Genomic DNA, 16,321 nt, shown 5'->3' with positions numbered 1-16,321 from the left:
TATTCTTTTTTATTCTAACTCAATAAAGAAATTCTGCATATAGCTTAATAAGTTAATTCTTTTTAGTGTTTTGGATTAGAAAAAGGTGCTCCTCAACGGAACACCTTTTTCTGTTGATTTAATGATTATTCTTCAGTTGAATCTGTTGCTTCTTCTTGTAATTCGGCATCTTCTTCATCGACTGCTTGTTGATTCATTTCTTCTTCAATTTCTTCTTGAAGCTCATCATTATCAATAGCAGGCTCATCTGTTTCTTCATCTTGAGGTTCAGTGTATTCAACAGGAGCCGGTCTTTCCATTTTTTCTGCTTGAGATTCGCTCTTAATGTCTATTTTCCAGCCTGTTAATTTGTGAGCAAGTCTTACATTTTGACCTTCTCTGCCGATTGCCAAGCTTAATTGGTCATCAGGAACAATTACTAATGCTTCTTTTGATGTTTCATCGTCAGCCAAAATGTCTACAGATACAATTCTTGCCGGCGATAAAGCGTTTACGATATATTCTACAGGGTCTTCTGAATATCTTACTATATCAATTTTTTCATTTCTTAATTCGGAAATGATTGTTTGAATTCTGCTGCCTCTTGGTCCTATGCAGGCACCGACTGAATCTACATCAGGGTCGTTACTTGCAACAGCAATTTTTGTTCTGAAACCTGCTTCTCTTGCTATTGATTTTATTTCAACTATTCCGTCTTCAATTTCAGGAACTTCAAGTTCAAATAATTCTCTAACGATTTCAGAGTGAGCGTGAGATACGATTACTTGTGGAAGTCTTGATGTTTCTTTTACGTTAAGAACGAAAACTCTGATTCTGTTTCCTGACTTGTAATATTCGCCCGGAATTTGTTCTCTTGATGGCATAATAGCGTCGGTTTTACCGATATTTACTATTACGTTTCTATTTTCAACTCTTTGGATTATACCTGTTGTTAAGGTGCCTTTTTTCTCCATAAATTCATCAAGTACAAGTTTTCTTTCAGCTTCTCTGATTCTTTGAGTGATTACTTGCTTAGCTGATTGGGCTGCAATTCTGCCGAAGTTTTCAGGTGTAACTTCGATTTTTACTTCGTCTTCAAGTTCAACTTCGTCATCAATTTCTTTTGCGTCAGCAAGGGAAATTTCCATGTTTTCGTCTTCGACTTCTTCAACTACTAATTTCGTTCTGAATACGCCGATTTCACCAGATTGTTCATCAAGTAAAGCTTCAACGTTAGGAGCTTCTTTTGCTTTGATATGTTTTTTATAAGCTGTAACCATAGCGTCACATAATGATGCGATGATTACGTCTTTGCTGATTCCTTTTTCTCTTTCGAGTTCTTCGCATGCTTCAAAAAGTGCGGTTCCGATTTTTATCATTTCTTATCTCCTATATCTCACTTGAGTATAACTTTGCGTATATTATATTTTCTCGTTTTATTTTGTATTCTTTTTTGTCCTTGTAGCGGAAGATTGTAAGTATTTTTTCTTCTTCATCAAAACCTACGATTTTGGCTACAAATTGTTTTTCTAAAGAGTCATCTATTGCGTTTTTAAGTTTTAATGAAATGTCTTTATCTATAAATATTTTGAATTCTTTATCTGCTTTTAATTTTCGTTCTATCCCCGGTGAGCTGATTTCAAGATGATATTTTACCGGAATAAGCTCATCTAAAAAATCTCCCAAGCTTCTGGATACGCTTTCGCAGTCGTCCAAGGTTACGGGGCGAACTGGTGAATACAAATATATCCTCAAAAACCAACGATGATTTTCTTTTGAAAAATCTATCTCAAGGGCTGTCAAATTAAATCTCATAGCTGTATTTTCAACAAGTGGTACCAATTTGTCGATTATATCTTTTTTGTTGAAGATGTCATGCTTGTCTTTTGGCTGTTCTGAATTGTTTTTTCCTTGCTTCATAGAATCTCCAAAATGTCTGCTACCATTGAATATTTGTACTCATTATTTAATAAAAAAAGAAACGGTTTTGCCGTTTCCTTTTCTAAGCATTTTAATCATAGCATAATAATTTAAAATTGTAACCCATAAATTATCAAACGAAACATTTTTTTACTAATTCAATCACTTGAGGGGTCAAAATTATATTATATTTTATATAATTATAAATATGTATAGTTATTATAAAAAATATGTTCCTTATTTGTTTATATTACCGGCGTTTATAATCTTGATTTTGTTCTTTTTTATACCGTTTATAGAGACTATCGTTTTGAGTTTCAAGGATTTTTCGACTGATATTTATAATCCGAGTTGGGTTGGGTTGGCTAATTATATTGAACTTTTTAAAACAAGAGAATTTTATCAAGTAATCGGCAATACTTTTTTGTATGTAATAGGTGCAGTTCCTGTCTTGGCTTTGATTCCTTTGGTTTTGGCAGTTTTGATTAATCAAAAAATAAAAGGTATCACCTTGTATAAAGTATTGATTTATTTACCTGTTGTCGTATCTATAGTTGTTGTTGCTATTGCGTTTAAATGGCTTTATGCTCAGCAAGGTATATTGAATTATTTTGCTGATTTGATGGGGCTGGGTGCTATTGGTTGGCTTACTGACCCAAGGGTTGCTATTTGGTCTGTTATTTTAGTTACGATTTTTAAGGGAATCGGATATTATATGATGATTTATTTGTCTGCTCTGATGGGGGCTCCTGCTGATTTGTATGAGGCTGCAGAAGTTGATGGTGCTAACGCTTTTCAGAAACATTTAGCTGTTTCTATTCCTCACTTGATGCCGACGATTGCTTTAGTTGTTACGATTTCGTCTATTTCTGCTCTTAAGGTATTCGCTGAAATATACGTTATGACAAGAGGCGGCCCGTTGAATTCAACAAAAACCATTGTTTATTATATTTATGAACGGGCGTTTGAAAACTTGGATTTGTCATTAGCTTCAGCGGCTGCTGTTGTGCTTTTGATTATCGTTATGGCTTTTTCCGCTGTTAATCTTATTTTCTTTGAAGGGAAAAAATATCAATTATGATAAGAAATTGGCTAAAATCTTTAAGCATACACTCAGTGTTGATTTTTATGTCGATACTATCGCTTTTTCCGTTTTTGTGGTTGATTTCAACTGCCTTAAAAGGTCCTGATGAGAATATTTTTCAATATCCGCCTGTCTTTATACCTGAGCATATAACTTTTGAAAATTTTACAGGAGTATGGAAACAAATTCCTTTTCTTGCTTATTTTTGGAACAGTGTTATTGTTGCAGGGTTTACGGTTGTTTTAAATCTTATCTTTTCCGCTCTGGCTGCTTACCCTTTGGCAAGAATGGAATTTAAAGGGAAAAAAGTTTTATTTTATTTGATTTTGGCAACTATTATGGTCCCTTTTCAAGCGATTATGCTCCCGATTTATTTGATTGTCTTAAAGTTGAACATGGTTGATACCGTTAATAATTTTATGGGGTATTTGGGCTTGATACTTCCGTTTGCTGTTAATGCCTTTGGTATATTTTTAATGCGTCAGGCGTTTATGGCTATTCCGAAAGAAATGGAGGAGGCTGCTTTTGTTGACGGTTGCAATGTTTTTCAAATATGGTGGAAAGTTCTTATCCCTATGGTAACACCAACTCTTGCTGTACTTGCTATATTTACATTTATCGGTTCTTGGGGCGAATTCCTATGGCCGAGTATTGTTTTGACAAAAAAAACTTTATACACATTGCCTGTCGGAATTAATGATTTGCAAGGTATGTTCAGTTCCAACTGGCGATATATCGCAGCTGGTTCTATAATTTCAATAATTCCTATTATTATATTTTTTGTAGCTATGCAAAAATACTTTGTATCTGGTCAAAACGAAGGTGCTGTAAAAGGTTAATTGTTTTCTTCGCTTGGTGTGATTTCAGCTTTATTTTCTGTCAAAATATAATAATTGCCTAATATAATCGAGCCTGCTAATGTCAAAGCTATTCCTGTTGCTTCAATCAAAATAACTAGGAGCAACATTAGTGCTACTGTTGTTATCAGTCCGAACATCACGTTGATTTTTTGGGTTATAGCTGTTGCAAATAACCAAATCATTATGCCCAAAATGTTTATGAATATTACAGAAAACGTGTATAAGGCAATTTGCCAAATTGTGTTCAAATAGGCTTTGATATTGCTTTTAACTAGTTTGAATATTTTTGGTATTTGAAACATTGAATACAATTTTTTGCTAGCTACAAAATTGATATTAATTGCGGGCATAAAAAATAATAATATTGTACCGAGAATTATTAAGAATATTTTTGCACTTAATGAGTGGTGCGTAATTAGAAAATATCCCATAAATAACACCCCTAAAATAAGTGCGTAGCAAAGCACGCCTATAGTGTATTTTGTGCCTAACAGTAAACTTTCTTTTAAATTTTTAGTCATGGAATAAAGGCTTTCTTTTCCTTTACCATTCATAAAGTTGTGCATAAATTCAAAAACATATCCGTTTATATAAATGCCAATGATTGTATATGAAATTACCGTTATTACTTTTGCTAGATTTGATATGGTTGGGATATCTGCTATTCTTTGTAAAACAGCAAGTGCTATCAATATAGCGACCAAGGCTAAAAATCTCGGTTTAAATCTGTCTTGGGTGGTTATTGTATCTTTTATTTCTATAAATTTCATAATATTCTCCTTTGGCTTTATTATATCAATTTTGAGGTTAAAGGCAAATTGGTCTTATTATTATTAAATTTCTGCGTTATGTGTTAAGTTTTGTAATGCAAAGTTGCTAAAAAATTAAAGTAAATACTCCAAACGGTCGACATTAAATATGTAAGTTAAATGTGTATCTAAAAATAGTCGTTCTCGGAGTAAATTAAATGAAAAAATTATGCAATATATTTGTGCTTATTTGTGCTGCTTTTATTTTGTCTTTAAATACCGCTTTTGCAGCTGATTTTTCTCAAAATACATCAAATGCAACTCTAACTTCTGCTTTGAATGTTTTAGAATCTGCTAATAAACAAGATGTTTTAACTGTTTTAGGTGGCAATAATCCCAGTAACAAACCGATTAAAGTTATGTTTAGAAACCTTGAAGTATATGGTTATGGCAAATGTGAAGCTGTAACAGGTAAAACTAACAACGGTGGTTATGTCATTTTTATCAACAAAATCCACGAAACAGCTCCTGCGGAAGCAATTGCTTGCCTTATCGCTCACGAAAGCGTTCATGTTGCAAACGGTTGTGACGGCACTTTCTCTGAAGAATTGAGAGCTTGGACTATGGAAACAAGAACTTGGATTTCTTTATCTTCTCAAAACCCTACTGCTTCTTACGATTCTTCAAGATTGGTTAAAAGAGAAAACTATTTAAGCAAGCTATATAACAGAGACGGGCAACAAACTACATCAATTGAAAACTTGATAGCAACAAATTCTGCTTACCAAAATTTGAAATAAATTTAATTTACAAGAACGATATAACTGCAATTGAGGTTGCAGTTTTTTTTTATTGTTTATTAAACTATGCAGTAACTCTTTCTGGTATGCAAAATATCGGCAAAATTTCTTTTGATGCTCGAAATAATATTGCAATATGTAAAATTACTTTGTATTCAAGCAACAACGGTAGTTGCAACTTCAAGTGGAAATCTATCCGGTTCCGGAATGAAAAATATCGGTTCGGAATATAAATTAGGTTTGGAAAAAATCTTTGTATTAAACTGCATAAAAATTTTCATTCAAAATAAAAAGGGGCGAGCAACGCCCCTCTTTGGATTTGTTTTTTAATCTATTTTAGGTCCATATTCTTCAGCAAGTTTTATTGCATCAGGATTGTTTTCGTATTTTTTGAAATTTTTGATAAAATCACCGGCTAATTTTTTTGCTGTTTCTTCATATGCCTCTTTATCTGCCCAAGCGTTTTTAGGGTTTAAGATTTGAGAGTCTACACCTGTGCAAGATTTAGGTATTTCAAAACCGAATGTTTTATCTTTATCAAATTCTGCATTTTTTAAATCTCCGTCTAATATCGAATTTAATAGGTTCCTTGTGTTTTTGATACTTATTCGTTCGCCGCCTTTTCCGTAGGCTCCTCCGATTAATCCAGTGTTAATCAACCAGACATTGCAGTCTTGTCCTGATTCTTTTACTTTATTAATTTTGTTTTCGAGTAAATTTGCATATTCAACAGGATGCAGTGGCATAAAAGGTGCTCCAAAACAAGCTGAGAATGTAGATTGAGGCTCTTTTATACCTCTTTCCGTCCCTGCTACTTTGCTTGTATATCCACTCATAAAGAAGTATTTAGCTTGCTCAGGGGATAATTTTGCAACCGGTGGCATAATTCCTGAAGCATCGTAGGTTAAAAATATAACATTTTTAGGTTGCTTGTTGACTTTACCTTCCATCAACGCATTTCCGATATGTTCTACAGGGTAACTGCTCCTTGTGTTTTCAACTTGATTTGCGTTAAGTTGATTTAAAAATTCTTCATCTTTAATTGTTGCTTCAAAAGTTTTTTCATTTGATAATTTCTGTATATATTCTTCAGGAAGTCTTAGCATTTTTGCAAATTCAGGTTCTCTTAATGAGTTTACAAATTCTGGATTTTTCATGTCATAACTGAAAAAAGGAGTTCCTGCAGCATTAACGGGTACATTTTCCAGAAGTGCTCCACGTCTGTTAGAAGCTTGGTAAATATCGGGTTCGTTTTCTTCGCTTAAATTTATCATTTTTGCATAGCATCCACCTTCAATATTTGAAACGCCTTTGTCACTCCATAAATGTTCGTCATCGCCTATTATGCTTCTCAAAGGGTCGGCACTAAGTGTTGTCTTTCCTGTTCCTGACAAACCGAAAAATAATGCTACATCGTCTTCGTTTCCGACGTTAGCTGAGCAGTGCATTGGCAATATTCCTTTTTGGGGTGATAAATAATTCATCAAAGAAAATACAGATTTTTTGTTTTCACCGGAATATTTACTACCTGTTGATGTAATGAGTCCTTTGTCTACGTCAACTATAATTAAAACCTCGCTGTTTAGTCCGTATTTTTTTCTGTCTTCTTCAGATAATTTGAATTCAGGAGCGGAAATAACCGTCAATTTTGAGTCGGAATTTTTCTTAAAATTTTCCGAAGGTTCTCTGAACATATTTTTTACGAATAACGATTGGGCAGCTGATGTATTGATAAATTTTGCACCTAGTGATACATCATCATCTGAGCCGACTTGTCCGTCATACAAGTATAAATCTTTGTCTTTCAAGTGTTCTTTGATTTTTTCGACAATTTCATCTGCCGTTTCTCTTGAAATAGGGATATTGTTGCTTCCATCCCAATTTATTTTGTTTTTTACAGAATCGGTTGCTACAAAAAATTTAGCCCCCGGAGTTCTGCCTGTGTACTTTTCTGTGTCAATCACCAAAGAACCGTCTTTAGTAAGCATTGTGCCTTCTTTTTCCAATGATTCCTGAATTAGTTGCGACTTTGTCAGATACTTTGCACTTGCTGCGTTCGAAATAACTTCGTTTGCTATTTCTTTTGATTGTGTTTTGTTGTCTTTAAAAACATTTGAGTCACCAAAGGAAATCATTGCATAAGCTTTCGATGCCTGACCGCTGGGAATCGTCGGCGGTTGTGGGGCTAATCCTGATGGCTTTGAACTTGTTTCTTCTCTCTTTTGTGGAACTTGGTTTTGGATGCCGTAAAATTTTACGGTTGAGTCATTAGTAATTCGCATAGAAACCCTCTCTTCTTATTTGTAACACGAAAAATTATACTTATTGCATAATTTAGTCCATAGGTTTGTGCTTATTGGCGTAATTTAGCGTGCTGTAGATTGTAATAAACAAACTACAGTGATAAAATGCATCATCAGTGAATGCTCCATATTTGCAGAAATTAATTTTATCCTCGCTCGTTTAAAAACTACAAATCATTTTATTTGCTAGCAAGGTAATAAAAGTTTACAAAAGAGCTTTCTTAAAATTTGTTGAAAAAAGACAATACTTTTTGAATTATTGAGTACAGGTATGCACCGCTGATATATAACAGTAAACCTATTGCTATTATTCTAAATAAGAGGCTTTTTATTTCATCTTTGTTGCCTCTATTTATAGGAGAGTTTTCCCGAGAAGATGTGGCTTTTTGTGCTTGATTTTTCTTTTTAGGCTTGGATATGTTTTCTTTGCTCTCGTATAATCTTGTTGCTTCAAGTTCTTCTTTATAACGTTTTTTTAGTGATATGGGTTTCGTTTTTTCTGCTGTAGATTGCCCTGTCATAAGCATTTCTTCACTAAATACAGAGTTATCAAGCTTTTTGCTGTAGCCGTATTTCATATTTGAATAAAAAACTGATATTTCATAAGCCCGTTCAATACATTCTAAGGCTATTTTTCCGTCATTTTTAGAAGATGTTGCATGGGCTGATGCATTCCCTCTTTTCTTTAGGTAATATAAGTCATCTGTAAATTCGTTAATCCTGACATTTCCGTACGAATTGTCTTTGAGTTTATTGATTAAGTCATCAAATGTGTCTTCTTCTGCGACTTTGCCCCTTAGTAAATCTCGGCATATATTTTCTGCAAATTTTCTTGTTTGAATTATAGTTTGGTCGAAATATTCATCTCTAAAGAGTTTTTCGGCTTCTGCTATAACGTTGTATAAATTTTCATTATTTTTTTTTAAAAATATAAAATTGCTCATATAATAATCCTATAACAAAAATTTAGCGTATAATAGTCCATAAATATGAAAAATACTGTGACGAAAAACAATGCTATAGGTGGATATTTTGAACTTGAAACGAATTTAGGTCAAGAATATTTTGACGATTGCCTTAGGTTGAATACCGGACGTAATTGTTTGAGATATATTATCCGTGCATATAACATCAAAAAAATGTATGTTCCTGCATACATCTGTCCTGTTGTAACTGAGGCTATAAAGTCTGAAAAATGCGATTTCATTGAGTTTGATATAGATGAAAATTTTATGCCCACTATGGATTTTGAACAAAATGAATATATTTTGTATCCTAATTATTTTGGGATTTGTCAAAATAACGTCAAAGTTTTAACTGAAAAATATCCAAAGGTAATCATTGACAATACTCACAGCTTTTTTAGTCCAAAACAGGGACTTGCAAGCTTTAATTCTGCAAGGAAGTTCTTCGGGGTTCCCGATGGAGCCTATTGCTTTTGTGATAAAAAAAATGTTTATGGTTTAGAAACAGATAAATCTTATTTGAGATTTAATCATCTTATACAACGAGTCGATTTGTCTGCCGAAGACGGCTATCATTCTTTTGAGATGAATGATGATTTTTTGATTGATGAACCTATAAAATATATGTCAAAACTCAGCCACAAGATTTTAGATGGATTAGATTATGAAAAAATTAAAATAAAAAGACGAAAAAATTTTTTATTTTTACATACATTATTACGGGATAAAAATCAATTAAATATTGATATCGATACGGATTGTATTCCTTTTGAATATCCTTTTTTATGTGCTGATGTCAGCTTACTTGAATATTTGTTTGAAAATCAAATATATGCTACTCACTATTGGGATAATAAAAAACAAAGAAAAAATTCTTTTGAAGCATTTTTATCCTCAAATTTAGTTTCATTGCCTATTGATCAAAGATATGGTGACATTGAAATGAAAAAGGTTGCCATGACTGTATTTAGTTATATTCACAATATATAAAAATATCGTTTTCAATGTCGAAATACGAAAAATGTGCTTCTTTACAATTCGATAGTTTCCGTTTTTTCTGCTTTGAATAACTATTCAATGTGGCTTTTATATATGGATGTGTAAAAATACTACTTTTACTTAATATATATATTTTTTTATTTGAATTTATAGTTTTTTTAAGAACATCTTGTGTTTGAACAGCTGTCCAATAAATGCCATATAACATTGGTGTATCAGGCATTAGCTGTATATTTTTGAGTATTGTTTCAGGGATTGCAAACCCCATATAATGGCAGTTCGGGTTTTGGAACGGAATCATGAATGATGTTCCACTTGCTACTAAAATAACAGTCGAATTATCTTCAAATTTAAGGTCTTCTGTTTGGATAATAGAGCTTGGAGTTTGTTTTTTAAAAAATAATGAATAAAATTTAAATTTATAATATTTTGAAAAAATACTGCATGTACACAAGATAATTAGGCAAATAATTATTAAGCATCTGTTTTTATTAGCTTTTGATGTCTTGATGAAATTTATTAATACAGAAATAAAGATTACTATGGTTATTCCAAATAAAAGAGTTGTTGGGATTATGTAACGATATGCGGAAAAAATTCCTAAATTTATAAAATAAGAAATAAGTGTAAATAACAAGATGAATATAAACATTCGTTTATCGCTGATTTCGTCTATATATTTGTTTATTATCCCTTTTATATTATTTAAATATTGGATTGCTAGTAATACAAAAGAACTGATATACCAAAGCGGATATCGATAATCGAATGAAAAATTTTCTATTCCGTAAAAATATTGATTGTTTGATTTAAAAAATGGATAAAATAATATCTCTATAATGTTTCTTGGCTTCAAGTGTCCGAAATCAATGTCGACTATAGCTTTGAACGGAGCCTTATCGGAGTGAAATATATTGTTGAAATATGGGAAAAATGGATTCCCAAATCTATTATATATTTTTAAAAACCACCAACTATCTAGTGCCAAAAATGAAAAAAATACTCCTGAAAAAAAGCTTAACAAGTCTTTTTTTACAGATTTTAAATTACTTTTATATAAAATTAACATGACTGCAAATGTTAGTACATACACGCACGCAACAAGCTTCAAACCAAGTGCAGTCCCTATTAAAATTCCTGCAAAAAGCAACTTGTAGCTTCTTTGCTTTTCATCTATAAAAAGATATTTTAATATCAGGTATAATGCCCCCATAATAAAACAAGCTAAAGGCATGTCGTTTTGTTCAAAGGATAATTCATATATCATTAGGGGGGTGAACATAACTAAAACAGTGCTCATAATGATGCAGAAATTTTTGCAAGCAGTTTCTTTTCGAAAAATTAAAGCTGAGATTTTGTAGGTTAAAAATATTGCGACAGTTGAATCTATCGTCGAAAGAAATAAAAATAAATTCGGGTAATTATTTAGAAATTTTATTCCGACGTAATTTGGAATTTCTAAAAACGGAACAAAACTGCATCGTAAGGTGGTTGGCATATAGTCAAAAATTAATCGGTCATGAAAAAGTGCCCAAACATTATATAATCGATAATTTTGCCAATCAAATGTTATTTCAGGCAATAAATGTATCAAAAAAATTCCATAAATAACAAATATTCCTGTAAAAATACAAAAATCTTTTATTCTATTCATCTAGCTTGCATCTATTCTTTAATTCATTTTATTTTATCATAAAATTTAATTACAGCTACGAATTACTCCACCACCTAATACAATATCTTCTTTGTAAAAGACAATAGCTTGTCCCGGAGCAATTGATTTTTGTAAATCTTCAAATTCAACAGTTAAAAAGTCCTCATTTGGTCTTATCTCTACAGCTACAGGTGTTTGTGTGGAACGGATTTTCGCTTTACAATGAAAATTTTCTTTAGGTTTTGTTATTGCTATCCAGTTTAAATCTGATGCAATTAGTTCATTTTTAAATGTTTTGTTTTTAAATCCGACAACAACTTCATTTTTTTCATTATCCAGTTCGAGGACATAAAGAGGTGCTTCAGAGCTTATTTTAAGCCCCTTTCGTTGTCCTATAGTGTAGTTCCAAATTCCATCGTGCGTGCCTAAAATATTTCCTTTAGTATCAACAATATTGCCTTTTTTAGGTTTAACATTCAAAAGTTCGTTGTAATCGCCCTCGTAAAAATCCTGACTATCGGCTTTACTTGCGACGCTCAAGCCGTTTTTTGAGGCTATATCCCTAATTTCTTCTTTTGAATAATCGCCCAAGGGAAGCAATATATTTGCCAGTTGCTTTTGAGTAAGTCTATTTAAAAAGTAGGATTGGTCTTTATTCGGGCTTTTCCCTTTTTTTAGCAAGTATCGGTTAGCTTTTTCATCGAATTCTACTTTTGCATAATGACCTGTTGCAAATTTGTCAAACCTTATTCCATTAGCTTTCGCAAGTTGGGGTAAAGCTTCAAATTTAATCAACGCATTACACCAGATACAAGGGTTTGGAGTTCTGCCAGCCATGTATTCTTTTTTAAAGTTCGATAGCACTATCTTTTCATATTGTTCCGCACAGTCAAAGACGTAGAACGGTATGCCAATTTCTTCGCATATTTTTTTTGCGGCTTCTATATCTTCTTTTTCGTCAGGTCCCAAGCAGGCACCGTGTTTAGCTTTTGGCAGCAGGTTGCTTGATTGCTCTGAAAGCTTTTTATAAATTCCTTTTTTGCCCCAAATTGACATTGTTGCACCGATAACTTCGTGTCCTTGTTCTTTTAGAATAAGGGCTGCTGTTGAGGAGTCTACTCCTCCTGACATACCGATTAATATTCTCATTTTTCACCTTTCCTATTTTAATTAATATATACCATAAAAATTATGGATTACCATAACACATTGCAAATATTAATTTTGGCGAAGTCTGATGTTGACAAAAAATGTCATTTGATTAATACTCTAAATATGATAAAAATATCTCTTGAAAAACAAAATAATTGCTGTTGTAAGTTCTTAAATATAAGGACTTAGATTGGCATACAAATTATATTTGTATTGAAGTCCTTATTTTCATAAGGGCTTTTTTATTGCGGAAATTTTTATTGAAAGGAAAATCTAATGTTAAACATAACTAAAACTAAAACTATAAACAGAACTGACAAAAATGCTTATTCGCCTAACTTTAAAGGACCTATAGATGGAATATTAACAAAAGGACTCACCCTCCTTGATACTAACCCGATGTTGAATGCTTCTGCTGTTGATATATTTGCAATGGATACGCCTAGGACAATTGTCGAGTTCAAAGAACGCAATAAATATGCAGGTGCCGAGATGGCTTTTCGGGAATATACCGGTACTTTTATTGCTGAATTTTCAGCAGGGCTTTTTGCGATTTTAATACAAAAATTGGCTTCTAAACGTGTTAAACCAAATGTGAAAGTAAATAATAATTCATGGGTTACAAATAATACTATTGATGTCTTTAATGACGTTTGGCAAAAGTCGTCAAAGACGCCTGAAAACTTTGTCCATAAAGTTTTTGACAATATGTATGGTATCAATGGCGAAAATAAAACAAGCTGGAAAATGTCTGATTTTTCAACTATCTCTTGGTTTGACAAAAATAAATGGAGAAATTTTAAATGGCAAAATGAAAAATTCAAAGGACTTGAGGAAAATATTATAAAGACAGGTAATCCGAAAGAAAATATTGAAAAACTCGTTACCAGATTGATTACAGACAACTCAATCTCAAAAAATGATGCGAAAAATATTTTAAATATTATTTCTATGCGTATAACAAATGGCTTGGGGGCTGAAAGAAATATTGTAGTAAATTCCGGACAAAAATCGGTGAGTGCTCCTATTCAAAATATTTTGCGAGATGTTGTTGATATGGGGAAAAATGTTTTTTCGTCAAATAGTGAGGAAATTGCACCGGCTATAGGCAAATTGAAAAAAATTAACGGGATAAAAATCGGCGGAGCACTCGCTCTATCAACTATAATTGCACTTTCTAATCAGGTATTAAATCGTTATATTACAAACAAAAGGACAGGTAGCTCTGAATTTGTCGGCAATAACGGTTATGTTGAAGATATTAATAAAAAAGATAAAAAATCTTCCGCTCAAAAAAACTTACCTATCAATAAAGCACTTGCTTCATTAGGGTTTGTGTTTATGCTTTCGAAAGTAATGAATGTAAAAAGCTTAAAAGGATTTGCTCAAAAGTTAGAATTTACAGGTCCTACGACTAGTGGAAATGCGATAAAAACTGTTTATGGTGCTTTGATTTTAGGGCGTTTTTTGGCTTCTAAAGACAATACAGAGTTGCGTGAAACTGTAGTTAGAGATTATTTGGGCTTTTTGAATTGGTTAGTATTTGGCGGGTTTGTTGCAAAAGGAGTTGCTCAATTATTTGATAAAAAACAAAACGCACTCTTTAATATTCAAAAATCGGGCAACGGCATTAAACACTGGTTGCAAGATGTTTCATTAAAAACTCATGCCGAAATTGCAGCTCAAGGTGGTCGTGATGTTGCGAAAAATATAAAAAAATTAAATATTGCACATCTATCCGGAATTGCTTATTCTGCTTTGATGTTGGGTGTCGTGCTACCTAAATTAAACATTGCTATGACCAAAAAATCTCAAAATAATGTTAAAAATAATAAATGGCAAAATACTACTCCTTCATGCTTTATTAACATAGAAAAACAACTCATGATAAAATAACGTTATAAAATTGAGGTCTTTATGAAAAAATTAACCGAAAGCCTAGAAAAATACTTAAAAGCCGTTTATGACATTGTTGAAGTCGAAACAGCTACAAGAGTAAAAGATGTCGCCAAAAGCTTAAATATTGGGGTAGCTTCTACCTCGGAAGCTATCAAATCTCTTCAAAAAAAAGGGTTCCTTAACTACAAACCTTACGGTGTTATTACTCTTACAAATAAAGGTAAAATTGCAATTAAAGAAAAAAGGTGCAGGCATGAGATAATTTCTGATTTTTTGGAAACTTGCCTGATGCTTCCTTATGAAAAAATAGAAGACGCATCTTCTCAAATCGAGTTCTCTATGCCTGAAGATGTTTTAAAAAGATTTGTTCAATATTTAACCTTTATGCAGAATTGCTCGTGTAAAACCCCTAAATGGAAAAATAGTTTCAAATATTATTTGAACGAGGGTATTATGCAGGAAAAATGTGCAAAATGTATTAATGACAAAGGAACAGGTAAAAACTGTTGCGGTTGCTCAAATTAGTTTGCCATTTTGTTTAATTCTGTTTTTATTTGTTCAATTACGTCAGACCAATTTTCGGTTTCTGTTTGGACAAAAAGCTGCGTGTTTTTATACCATAGTGTAGCTTTGCTTCCGTCGAACCATCTCCAGTCATAACAATTAGGTAGCAATAGAAATGTTTTTATTCCCAAGGCTCCTGCTAAATGAGCGGTTGCTGTATCTGTAGAAATCAGCAAATCAATGTTCTTTAAAGCTGCTGCGGTATCTGAAAAATTAAAAAAGGTATTTCCAATATCTGTTAAATAAGTAGGAAGTATTGGAGTCGGTGCAAAATCAAATTTTTGAAAAGAATATTTTTCCATGTTTGAAAAATCTTTTAAAAAAGAAAATTTTTCAAATCCAATAGTCCGAAACTTCTGTGTTCTTTGACTTTGCCCACCTGCGTAAGCTACTATTCCAACTTTTAGTTTATCAGAATTGAAAAATTTGTTTTTATATATATTTTCTTTATTTTCATCTGACTTTAAGTAAAAATCGGTTGGGGTTTGTGCAAAATCCATGTTTAATAAGTATGGTAAATTCATTGCTAAAACCGAACAGTCATAATTTATATCCTTAATATCATCCACAAAAATAAGGTCTTTAAAAGAGTATTGAAATAGGTTAATTAATTCGCGTCTTGCGTAAACGATTATTTCTTCAAAATGTTGTTTTAAATAAGGGAAATACCTCGAAAACATTATAGCATCGCCAAGCCCTGCGTCACAGTATATTAAAATTGTTTTATCTTTGTGGCTTTTTTGTTCAAGCTTAAAAATTACATTTTTTAATTTGCTTTTTTCTCTAAATTCTCGTTTTATAAAATGTTCATAGCCTTTATAAAAATCTTTCTTCATTAAATAAGACATACCTAAGCTGTAATGGGCGGTTTTGCTCACCGGTTGCAATTCGCAAGCTCTTTCTAAGTATTTTATTGATGAGTCTATATCACCTGTTTTTCTGTATAAAACTCCAATGTTATAAATGGGGTTATAGTCGGGGGTGATTTCTATTGCTTTTTGGTAAAATTTTTCAGCCTCCTTGTAGTTTGAGAGAAGTTCTGCTATCAAGCCAAGATAATTGCAAGCAACATAGTCTTTTACATCTAATTGTAGTGCTTTTTCAAAAAATATTTTTGACGTTTCGTTCAAGTTAAGTTTATAACAGTTCACTGCGATTTTTCGTATTAACGGCAGGTAAAATGTACTTTTGTCCTTTAAAATTTTTAAATCTTTTTTATTAATATATATGGCTGCCAAAATGTCTGCTACATCATCAAAACTGTGTTCTATGTTTATCGGGGCGAGGCAAATTGACTCAGCGAGTTCAAAATCGTTATTTTGATAAGCTTCTATTGCTTTTTGTATAGAATTCATTGTTATATTTCCGCTTTTATTGTTAAATTTGATGATGA

15 protein-coding genes are annotated in these 16,321 nt (G+C 32.3%); 7 read left to right on the top strand and 8 right to left on the bottom strand.

Annotated features, from left to right (window positions below):
* Positions 1–125: 125 nt before the first annotated feature.
* Positions 126–1,358, bottom strand: a complete 1,233-nt coding sequence (gene nusA, locus PHV37_07030; GenBank protein MDD3237835.1) for a transcription termination factor NusA — start codon at positions 1,356–1,358, stop codon at positions 126–128.
* A 10-nt stretch (positions 1,359–1,368) separates the two neighbouring features.
* Entirely contained in the window at positions 1,369–1,899 is a 531-nt protein-coding gene (locus PHV37_07025; protein ID MDD3237834.1) for a hypothetical protein, read from the bottom strand.
* Positions 1,900–2,107: 208 nt separating this feature from the next.
* Between PHV37_07025 and PHV37_07020 the strand changes: the two genes are divergently transcribed.
* Complete coding sequence (locus PHV37_07020) at positions 2,108–2,980, top strand: sugar ABC transporter permease (GenBank protein MDD3237833.1); 873 nt, start codon at positions 2,108–2,110, stop codon at positions 2,978–2,980.
* A complete protein-coding gene (locus PHV37_07015) occupies positions 2,977–3,822 on the top strand; it encodes a carbohydrate ABC transporter permease (GenBank protein MDD3237832.1) in 846 nt (281 codons plus the stop codon). The genes PHV37_07020 and PHV37_07015 overlap by 4 nt, the downstream gene beginning before the upstream one ends.
* On the opposite strand, the gene PHV37_07010 is transcribed toward PHV37_07015, so the two are convergent.
* On the bottom strand, positions 3,819–4,613 hold the full coding sequence (locus PHV37_07010; protein ID MDD3237831.1) for a DUF4013 domain-containing protein: 795 nt from the start codon (positions 4,611–4,613) through the stop codon (positions 3,819–3,821). The two genes, PHV37_07015 and PHV37_07010, sit on opposite strands and share 4 nt — an antisense overlap.
* A gap of 197 nt (positions 4,614–4,810) precedes the next feature.
* On the opposite strand from PHV37_07010, the gene PHV37_07005 reads away from it, so the two are divergent.
* Positions 4,811–5,392 carry a hypothetical protein gene (locus PHV37_07005; protein MDD3237830.1) on the top strand — a complete coding sequence of 194 codons (582 nt, stop codon included), beginning with the start codon at positions 4,811–4,813 and terminating at the stop codon, positions 5,390–5,392.
* 114 nt (positions 5,393–5,506) lie between these two features.
* Positions 5,507–5,722: a hypothetical protein gene (locus tag PHV37_07000; GenBank protein MDD3237829.1), complete on the top strand. Its 216-nt coding sequence runs from the start codon at positions 5,507–5,509 to the stop codon at positions 5,720–5,722.
* On the opposite strand, the gene PHV37_06995 is transcribed toward PHV37_07000, so the two are convergent.
* Positions 5,719–7,674 carry a phosphoenolpyruvate carboxykinase (ATP) gene (locus PHV37_06995; GenBank protein MDD3237828.1) on the bottom strand — a complete coding sequence of 652 codons (1,956 nt, stop codon included), beginning with the start codon at positions 7,672–7,674 and terminating at the stop codon, positions 5,719–5,721. The genes PHV37_07000 and PHV37_06995 overlap by 4 nt on opposite strands.
* 242 nt (positions 7,675–7,916) lie before the next feature.
* Positions 7,917–8,639, bottom strand: a complete 723-nt coding sequence (locus PHV37_06990) for a hypothetical protein (protein MDD3237827.1) — start codon at positions 8,637–8,639, stop codon at positions 7,917–7,919.
* A 45-nt stretch (positions 8,640–8,684) separates the two neighbouring features.
* Here PHV37_06990 and PHV37_06985 point away from each other — a divergent pair, with 45 nt between their 5' ends.
* Complete coding sequence (locus PHV37_06985; GenBank protein ID MDD3237826.1) at positions 8,685–9,650, top strand: hypothetical protein; 966 nt, start codon at positions 8,685–8,687, stop codon at positions 9,648–9,650.
* Here the strand turns inward: PHV37_06985 and PHV37_06980 are convergent.
* Both PHV37_06980 and mnmA read right to left on the bottom strand, forming a co-directional pair.
* The gene (locus PHV37_06980; protein ID MDD3237825.1) at positions 9,628–11,253 is read right to left on the bottom strand and encodes a glycosyltransferase 87 family protein; all 1,626 of its coding nucleotides are present in this window, start codon (positions 11,251–11,253) and stop codon (positions 9,628–9,630) included. The two genes, PHV37_06985 and PHV37_06980, sit on opposite strands and share 23 nt — an antisense overlap.
* Positions 11,254–11,358: 105 nt before the next feature.
* Positions 11,359–12,462, bottom strand: a complete 1,104-nt coding sequence (mnmA, locus tag PHV37_06975; protein MDD3237824.1) for a tRNA 2-thiouridine(34) synthase MnmA — start codon at positions 12,460–12,462, stop codon at positions 11,359–11,361.
* A 279-nt stretch (positions 12,463–12,741) separates the two neighbouring features.
* On the opposite strand from mnmA, the gene PHV37_06970 reads away from it, so the two are divergent.
* Together PHV37_06970 and PHV37_06965 are read left to right on the top strand one after the other, a co-directional pair.
* Entirely contained in the window at positions 12,742–14,361 is a 1,620-nt protein-coding gene (locus tag PHV37_06970) for a hypothetical protein (protein MDD3237823.1), read from the top strand.
* 21 nt (positions 14,362–14,382) lie between these two features.
* Positions 14,383–14,889 (top strand): metal-dependent transcriptional regulator, encoded by a 507-nt coding sequence (locus PHV37_06965; protein MDD3237822.1) that lies wholly within the window; start codon positions 14,383–14,385, stop codon positions 14,887–14,889.
* Here the strand turns inward: PHV37_06965 and PHV37_06960 are convergent.
* A complete protein-coding gene (locus PHV37_06960) occupies positions 14,886–16,283 on the bottom strand; it encodes a tetratricopeptide repeat protein (GenBank protein MDD3237821.1) in 1,398 nt (465 codons plus the stop codon). The genes PHV37_06965 and PHV37_06960 overlap by 4 nt on opposite strands.
* Positions 16,284–16,321 lie beyond the last annotated feature (38 nt).

This window comes from Candidatus Gastranaerophilales bacterium (assembly GCA_028693235.1).
Classification (GTDB): Bacteria; Cyanobacteriota; Vampirovibrionia; order Gastranaerophilales; family Gastranaerophilaceae; genus JAQUVW01.
Note: the sequence above shows the minus strand (reverse complement) of the source record. Positions and strands in the feature narration are given on the sequence as shown.